The following is a 7,707-nucleotide window of genomic DNA, read 5'->3' as shown; positions in this document are numbered from 1 at the left end:
CTGCCGCTGACCTTGCGCGCCGCCAGCTCATCGTTGAGCAGCACAATCCGCCCCGGGTAATAGCGGCGCAGATCCTCGACGACTTCGCCCAGCGTGGTCTTGTAGTAAGTCAGCCAACCCTGACGCCAGGCCAGTTGCGCTTCACTGTCCACGGCAAGCAGTTTTTCCGCAGTGCCGTCGGCATAAGCAACCTGCTGGCCGGCCGTGAGAATCTGTTGTTGGCCATGCTCATCCGCCGTCACCGCGACACGTCCGGACAACACCGTCACTTGCGCGCCATGAGGTTGCCGGCGCACTTCGAACTGCGTGCCGAGCACCCGCGCCTCGCCCTGCTCCGCCGCCACCACAAACGGATCGCCAGTGTGAGTGACGCTGAAGAAAGCAGCGCCTCTGATCAATTTCACGCGGCGCTGGCCATGACTGAAATCCACAGCAATCGCGCTGTCGGCATCCAGCGTCACTTGCGACTGATCGGCCAGTGTCACCGTGCGAATTTCCCCAGGTGCCGAGACGTGATCAGCGCGCAGATCGTCGAGCCAGCGTTGCGCCTGCCACCCTGTGCCGAGGCTGACCATCAGCAGCAGACATGCGGCGATCGCCAGCGCTCCGGACCAACGCAACAACGGCGAACGACGCGGGCGATCCATCGCCTGCAGATAACCTTGCAGCGCGAGCGCCTCTTCATCGGCCAACGTGCGCGCCGGGGCTTCGCTGAGTTCCCAGATCACCTGCGCCTGCGCATACGCCTCGGCATGGGCCGGGTCGGCGCGCAGCCATTGGCTGAAGGTCAGCTGATCGCCAGTGCTCGGGCGGTCGTGCAACAGGCTCAGCCAGGCCAGCGCGGCCTGCTCCTGGGCCGGCGTCGGTGTGATCGGATCGGATGGCTTCACGGTGCTTTCCCTGGCAGGCGTGGCGCGGGATCGCGCAGGCTGGCCTTGCAGGCCTCGAGGGCGCGCATCATATGTTTTTCCACGGCACTTTGGGACAGGCCCATGGCCTTGGCGATCTCGGCGTACTTGCGCCCGTGAATGCGATTGAGCAGAAAGATCTGCCGCGTGCGCTCGGGCAAGGCGCGCAACGCTGCTTCGACGTGGCGCAGATCATTGCCGGCTTCGAGGGCGGCCTGGGGTTCGCTGCCATGGCTGTCGGGTTCGTCCGGCTGCCAGCCTTCGTTGACCCGCGTGCGCGTGCCTTCACTGCGCAAATGATCGATGGCGATGTTGCCGGCGCAGCGCAGCAGATAAGTGCTGAGCTCTTCGACCTGGACCAGCGGCCGCCGCCAGAAGCGCAAAAACAGATCCTGGACCAGGTCCGCCGCCGTCGCCCGACAACCGACGCGCCGATTCACCAGCGCCTCCATTTGCGCACGCTGGGACAGAAACACCTGGAGAAAATGCGCACGCGCGCCACGCGCTTCATCCTCACGCGATTCCGGTGGCAGACCGATCAGCATTTCAGCACTGCGCCCATGCGGCGACCGGGCTCGCCAGCAGGCTCAACCCGGCCAGTGCCATGGCCAGACGCGGGCGATACGGCAGCAACAGCACCAATGCCAAAGCGCTGAGCATCAGCACCGCGAACCAGTCGACCAGACCGAAACTCCAGCCACTGGCCGCGACCGACGCCCACAGCGAAAGCGCCAGCAACAGCCATCCCGCCAACGCCAGACCCTGACGGCGGCGTGTCGACGGTTTGGCGCCGAGCAATTCGGCATGATGGCGTGGCATCGACAGGCACAACGCGGTGAAGCCGGCATAGGTGAGCAACAAGGCCAGCAGCATCAGTTGGCCCCCTGTTCGACTGTGATCGAGCGAGGCGAAGAACTTGCTTTGCGAACGCTGACGCGCTCGCCCGCACGCTGCATCTTGCGTGCAGCCCAGCCAAGAAAAAGCCCCGTCGCCAGACACGTCAGATCAAATCCGGCCAGTGCCCAGTCGCGCTGCATCAGGGTCGCGCCAAGATTCCACGGCGCAGTCAGCGCATTGATCAGCGGCACCGCGATAAACAGCGCAGCGCCGAGCGTCAGCTGTTCGATCCACGCCTTGCGTCCCGGACGCAACACCGCGTGCACCACGCTCAGACCCCAAGCCATGAAAAACGCATTCACTTCCCAATCGGCCCGCCCTGCCAGACTCACCGGCAGCAGTCGATTGGCCAAAAAGAACACCGCCACCGCCGATACCAGGCCGGCCATGCTGGCGATATTCAGCACCTCGACCAAGCGCAATTCGAACGGCAGCGCCGCGCTTTTCACGTGCTTGAGCTGCCGCTTGCCGAGCCAGATCACCAGCCCGGTGCCAATCATCGCCGTGCCGGCCAATCCGCAAACGAAATACAGCCAGCGCAACAGCGGCCCGGCGAAATGGCCCATGTGCAAACCGTAAAACGCGCCACCCACCGCCATCGCTACGGGTTGATCGGGTGTACTGCTCAGAAGCTGCCCGGTGACGCCGTTGAACGTCACCGCCCGGCCGAAATCATGCACCACCCGATCGCCCGCGCGGGACAGCACCACCGTGGCGCTGGCATCGCCCGGGTTGCTCACCGACAGGCGCGCGGTGTGGCCGCCCGACCATTGCTCGCTGGCCTTGGCCAGTAGCGGCGCCATGGCGGTCAGCGGTGCGGCGACATCGGCGCGCTCGGGCGTCTTCGAGGCGGGAAAGACTTCGTCGTAGAACTTGCGCACGTCGCTGCCGTAAGAGGCAACGATGCTCGCCGGCATAACCATCGACATGAAAATCACCAGGCTGCTGTAAGTGATCATCAAGTGAAACGGCAGCACCAGCACACCCACGGCGTTATGCCCGTCGAGCCAGGAACGCTGGCCCTTGCGCGGGCGGAAGGTGAAGAAGTCCTTGAAGATTTTCTTGTGGGTGATGATGCCGCTGATCAACGCAACGAACATCACCATTGCGGCGATGGTCGCCAGCCAGCGCCCCCACGGGTAAGGCATCTGCAACTGGAAGTGGAAACGGTAAAAGAACTCGCCGCCCATGCTTTCGCGGCCCTGTACTTCGGTCCCGGTCTGAGCGTCGAGAGTTCGGGATTCGAAGCGGCCGCGCTCGCCGGGTTTGCCCGGCGCCTGTTGCCAGCGCACCGTCAGACCGGGGTCGCGGGCATCGGGCAAATCGATCAGCCAGCGCGAGGCGCCGGCGGCGTGTTGTTGCAGATAATCTTGCGCCAGCGCCAGGCTCGCTTCGCTATCAAGCGAATGTGCAGCGATTTCCGGCTGCATCCAGTGGCTGATTTCGTCTTTGAAATAAGCGAGCGTGCCGGTGAGAAAAATCGCGAACAGCAACCAGCCGAACACCAGCCCGGCCCAGGTGTGCAGCCAGGCCATCGCCTGCCGGAAGCCCTCTTTCATGCCAGCCCCAGACCGCGCGCGGCACCGGAAACGGTGGCGAGAATCACGCTCGGCACCAACAGGCCGACCCACGCCGACCACGCGCTGCGGCAGGCAAAGCACCAGAGCACTGCGACCAGATAGACCAGAAAGGACACGGTCATGCCAGTGACCACCGCTTCGGCGCGGTTCAGCGGCAGCCACAACGTCAGGGTGACACTGGCCAGCGCCGCCACCAGATAGCCGCCGAAAATCGCCGCCAGCACTCGCGAAGTGACGGCCAGACGATAGGACATGGGAAGAGTGGCGAGTTTACCTTTCATGTTTCGACCCTGAAACGAAAAACGTTCGGCCGACAAGCCGAATCTACAGGCGAGCAATATTAATGATAAATATTCTCATACGCAAAAGCATCTGATTGCCGGACACTGTCGTCAGCCTCTACAATGCGAACCGTTCTTGTTCTCTAATGCACGTTCTCTACGCAAATTTTGCGTCCGGAGTGATTTCGTTGCCGCCCGCCCATCCCGTCGAATCGCTCTACCACGCTCATCACAGCTGGCTCACCGGCTGGTTGCGGCGCAAGCTCGGCTGCCCGGACAGCGCGGCGGATCTAGCCCAGGACACGTTCATCAAGGTGCTGACCGCCCGCGACCCACCGCTGATCATCGAACCGCGCGCCTTCCTTACCACGCTGGCCAAGCGCGTGCTGTTCAATCATTACCGGCGCCAGGATGTGGAACGCGCCTACCTCGAGACGCTGGCGCAAATGCCGGAAATGGTCGCGCCGTCGGAAGAGCACAAAGCGATCATCCTGCAGACGCTGGTCGAACTCGATGAGCTGCTCGACGGTTTGCCGCGCCAGGTCAAACGCGCATTCCTGCTCGCTCAGGTCGATGGTCTGACTTATCCACAGATCGCCGCAGAACTGGGTATTTCGGTGGCCACGGTCAAACGCCATTTGAACAAAGCGGCCATGCGCTGCTATTTCGCCCTGTGAATCGGGTGCCGGATTTCTCCGCGCAAGTCGCCGAACAGGCGGTGCACTGGCTGCTGGAAATGCAGCAGGGCACGCTGAGCCCGCGCCAACAACAGGCCTGGCAACAATGGCTGGACGCGCACAGCGAACACCGCCGGGCGTGGGAACACATGCAACGGGTCAACCAGCGCCTACGCGGCGTGGCGTCGCCGTTGGCCCACGCGGCGCTGAATGGGCCGAAGTCGGGCAGCCGCCGTCAGGCGTTGAAAATGTTGCTGATTCTCGGTGCCGGCTCAGCAGCGACCTGGGGCCTGCGCGAGCACACGCCACTGCCATCGCTGCTCGCCGATTACCGCACGCCGGTCGGCCAGCGGCGCAAGATTGCCTTGGGCGGTGCCGATTCGTTGCAGCTCAATACCGCCAGCTCGGTTGATGTTGATGGTGCGCAGCGGTTGATTCGTCTGCTTGAGGGCGAAATGCTGTTGAGCGCTGCAAATCCGTTCGAAATACGCACAGCACACGGCGTCCTGAAAACCCAAGATGTGCGCCTCAATGTGCGGCAGTTTGTTGATCGCACGCAGATCGCCCTGTTTGAAGGACGTGTCGAACTCATCGCCGAGCACCGCGCGCCGATGCTACTGCCGGTCGCGCGGCAGTTGAGTTTTACGGCCAGCTCCGTCAGCGCGGCCAAACCACTGGACGCCAACAGCGGTGCCTGGACTGACGGCATGCTGGTCGCCGCCCATATGCGCCTCGGCGATTTCCTCGAAGAGCTTGGCCGTTATCGTCGTGGGCAGCTGCGGTGCGACAGCAAGGTTGCCGATCTACTGATTTCCGGGACGTATCCGCTGGATGACAGCGAGCGGATTCTCGACCTGTTGCAGATCAGTCTGCCGGTGCAAGTGAAGCGCTTTACCCGTTATTGGGTGAGCGTCGAAGCGCGGGTTTGAACAGCAAGATCAAAAGATCGCAGCCTTCGTGTAGGAGCTGCCGAAGGCTGCGATCTTTTGATTTTTAAAAAATGAGCCGTTTTTCAAATCTGGCGTGACAGAGAAGGAAAGCCCCCTTGATTCCACCTTCTCAGGATCATCCACATGCAGCCCACCCGTCTTACGCCACTGACCCGCAGCCTGCGCAATCTTCTGCTCGGCGCCAGCCTGAGTTTCACCGCCCTGCCCGCTGCGCTGGGCGCCGAGGCCAAGGTTTATCACATCGCCCCGGCGTCGCTGGAAACCGCGCTGAACCAGTTTGGCCGGGAAGCCGGCGTACTGATTTCCTTCGGTTCACAAGTCACCACCGGTGTGCAGAGCCGGGGTCTTGAGGGCAATTACACGACGCAACAAGGCCTCGATGCCTTGCTCGAAGGCACCGGCCTGCAAGCCCGCGCCGAAGGCGACAATGCCTTCAGCCTGCAACCGCTGGCTGACGCGGCGCTGGAGCTGGGCACCTCGACCGTGGTCGGCGACTGGCTCGGCGACGCGGCGCAGATCAACGTCTTCGAACACCCGGGCGCGCGCGATGTGATCCGCCGCGAAGAATTCGAACGCCAAGGCGCGACCCAGGCCCGCGATGTGCTCAATCGCATCCCCGGTGTGAATGCGCCGGAGAACAACGGCACGGGCAGCCATGATATGGCGCTGAACTTCGGCATTCGCGGTTTGAATCCGCGCCTGGCCGCACGCTCGACAGTGCTGATGGACGGCATCCCGGTGCCTTTCGCGCCGTATGGTCAGCCGCAGCTGTCGTTCGCGCCGATCAGCATGGGCAACATGGATGCGGTGGACGTGGTGCGCGGCGGCGGCGCGGTGCGTTATGGCCCGCAGAACGTCGGCGGCGTGGTCAACTTCGTGACCCGGGCGATTCCCGACGAGCCAACGGTCAAGGGTGGATTCCAGACTGAAACCAGCCCATCGTCGAGCCACGACGGTTTCAAGACCAGCGCCAATCTGCTGGCCGGCGGCACCAACGCCAACGGCCTCGGTGGTGCGCTGTTGTACTCCGGCACCCGTGGCGGTGACTGGCGCGAACACAGCGATACCGAGATCGACGACCTGATCCTCAAGGGCAAGTACCAGCTCGACGAGGCCAACAGCTTCAACGCCATGGCCCAGTATTACGAAGGCAAGGCCGACATGCCCGGCGGTCTCAACGTCGCCGATTACGATGCCGATCCGTATCAATCGACGCGGCCGAAAGACCAGTTCTGGGGGCGCCGCACGATGTTCAACTTCGGCTATCGCTATCAGCAGGATCGCCGCGAATTCACCGCCAACACCTTCTTCACCAAAACCCTGCGCAGCGGTTATCTGGATCAGGGCACATTCCTTTCGTTGTCGCCGCGCGAGTATTGGGTACGTGGTCTGGAAACCCGTTTCGCCCAAGGCTTCGATCTCGGTCCGAGCAGCCATGAAGTCGGCGTCGGCTACCGCTACATCAACGAGGCCGGCCACGAACTGCGTTATCGCACGCCGATCAGCGCCAACGAATACCCGACCACCAGCAGCCGCAACGACCGCGACACTCGCGGTGGTACCGAGGCCAACGCATTCTTCGTCGATGACCGCATCGACATCGGCAAATGGACCATCACTCCGGGCGTGCGCTACGAGATGATCGAGTCGCAACAGACCAACAACCTGACCAACGTCAAATACAAGGGTGACTACAACACCGCGCTGCCGGCGCTGAACGTGCTGTATCACCTCACCGACAGCTGGAACCTGTATGCCAACACCGAAGGCTCGTTCGGCAGCGTGCAATACAGCCAGATGCCCAACCGCGTGAGCAGCGGCGAAGTGAAGCCGGAAAAGGCGCGCACCTGGGAACTCGGCACGCGCTATGACAACGGTGCCCTGCGCGCTGAAATCGGTGCGTTCCTGATCAACTTCGACAACCAGTACGAAAGCAACCAGACCAACGATTCGGTGATCGCTCGCGGCGAAACCCGCCATCAGGGCATCGAGACCAGCGTCAATTACGCGCTCGACGATTTGAGCCCGGCACTGGCCGGTTTCGATGTCTACGCCAGTTATGCCTATGTCGACGCCACCATCCGCGAGGACGGGCCGAACAAAGGCAACCGCGTGCCGTTTTCCTCCAAGCACAAAGGCACGATTGGCGTCGGTTATACCGAAGGGCCATGGAAGCTGAATCTGGACAGCAGTTTCCAGAGCGACCAGTTTGCCGACAACGCCAACACTTCGAAGGAAAGCGCCGATGGCAGCACTGGCAAGATCCCCGGCTACATGCTGTTCAGCAGCCGCGCCGGGTATGACTTCGGCCCGCAGTTGTCTGATCTGAATGTGGCGGTGGGGGTGAAGAACATCTTCAACACGCAGTACTTCACACGCTCGTTCGATGACAACAACAAGGGCAAGTACGTGGG

Annotated in this window: 8 protein-coding genes; 3 read left to right on the top strand and 5 right to left on the bottom strand. The window is 62.4% G+C overall.

Annotated features, from left to right (window positions below; translation table 11 throughout):
- The 5 genes from D6877_RS28275 to D6877_RS28255 form a co-directional block, all read right to left on the bottom strand.
- On the bottom strand, positions 1-890 hold an 890-nt coding region (locus D6877_RS28275), incomplete at its 3' end, for a FecR domain-containing protein (RefSeq protein ID WP_130912818.1).
- The gene (locus tag D6877_RS28270) at positions 887-1,453 is read right to left on the bottom strand and encodes an RNA polymerase sigma factor (protein ID WP_130912812.1); all 567 of its coding nucleotides are present in this window, start codon (positions 1,451-1,453) and stop codon (positions 887-889) included. The genes D6877_RS28275 and D6877_RS28270, both read right to left, overlap by 4 nt.
- Position 1,454: 1 nt before the next feature.
- A complete protein-coding gene (locus D6877_RS28265; protein ID WP_130912811.1) occupies positions 1,455-1,781 on the bottom strand; it encodes a DUF3325 domain-containing protein in 327 nt (108 codons plus the stop codon).
- A complete protein-coding gene (locus D6877_RS28260; protein WP_130912810.1) occupies positions 1,781-3,364 on the bottom strand; it encodes a PepSY-associated TM helix domain-containing protein in 1,584 nt (527 codons plus the stop codon). Before D6877_RS28260 ends, D6877_RS28265 begins: the two co-directional genes overlap by 1 nt.
- Positions 3,361-3,666, bottom strand: coding sequence for a DUF3649 domain-containing protein (locus D6877_RS28255; RefSeq protein ID WP_041479671.1), 306 nt, complete (start codon positions 3,664-3,666; stop codon positions 3,361-3,363). Before D6877_RS28255 ends, D6877_RS28260 begins: the two co-directional genes overlap by 4 nt.
- Positions 3,667-3,812: 146 nt before the next feature.
- On the opposite strand from D6877_RS28255, the gene D6877_RS28250 reads away from it, so the two are divergent.
- From D6877_RS28250 to fecA, 3 genes are all read left to right on the top strand, one after another.
- Entirely contained in the window at positions 3,813-4,343 is a 531-nt protein-coding gene (locus D6877_RS28250; protein WP_130912809.1) for a sigma-70 family RNA polymerase sigma factor, read from the top strand.
- A complete protein-coding gene (locus D6877_RS28245) occupies positions 4,340-5,272 on the top strand; it encodes a DUF4880 domain-containing protein (RefSeq protein WP_130912808.1) in 933 nt (310 codons plus the stop codon). Before D6877_RS28250 ends, D6877_RS28245 begins: the two co-directional genes overlap by 4 nt.
- Positions 5,273-5,416: 144 nt before the next feature.
- On the top strand, positions 5,417-7,707 hold a 2,291-nt coding region (gene fecA / locus D6877_RS28240; protein ID WP_130912807.1), incomplete at its 3' end, for a TonB-dependent Fe(3+) dicitrate receptor FecA.

This window comes from Pseudomonas sp. Sample_9, assembly GCF_004307535.1.
In the GTDB taxonomy this organism is placed as follows: domain Bacteria; phylum Pseudomonadota; class Gammaproteobacteria; order Pseudomonadales; family Pseudomonadaceae; genus Aquipseudomonas; species Aquipseudomonas mercuritolerans.
The sequence above is the reverse complement of the archived record's forward strand: the minus strand, read 5'-3'. Positions and strand labels throughout refer to the sequence as shown.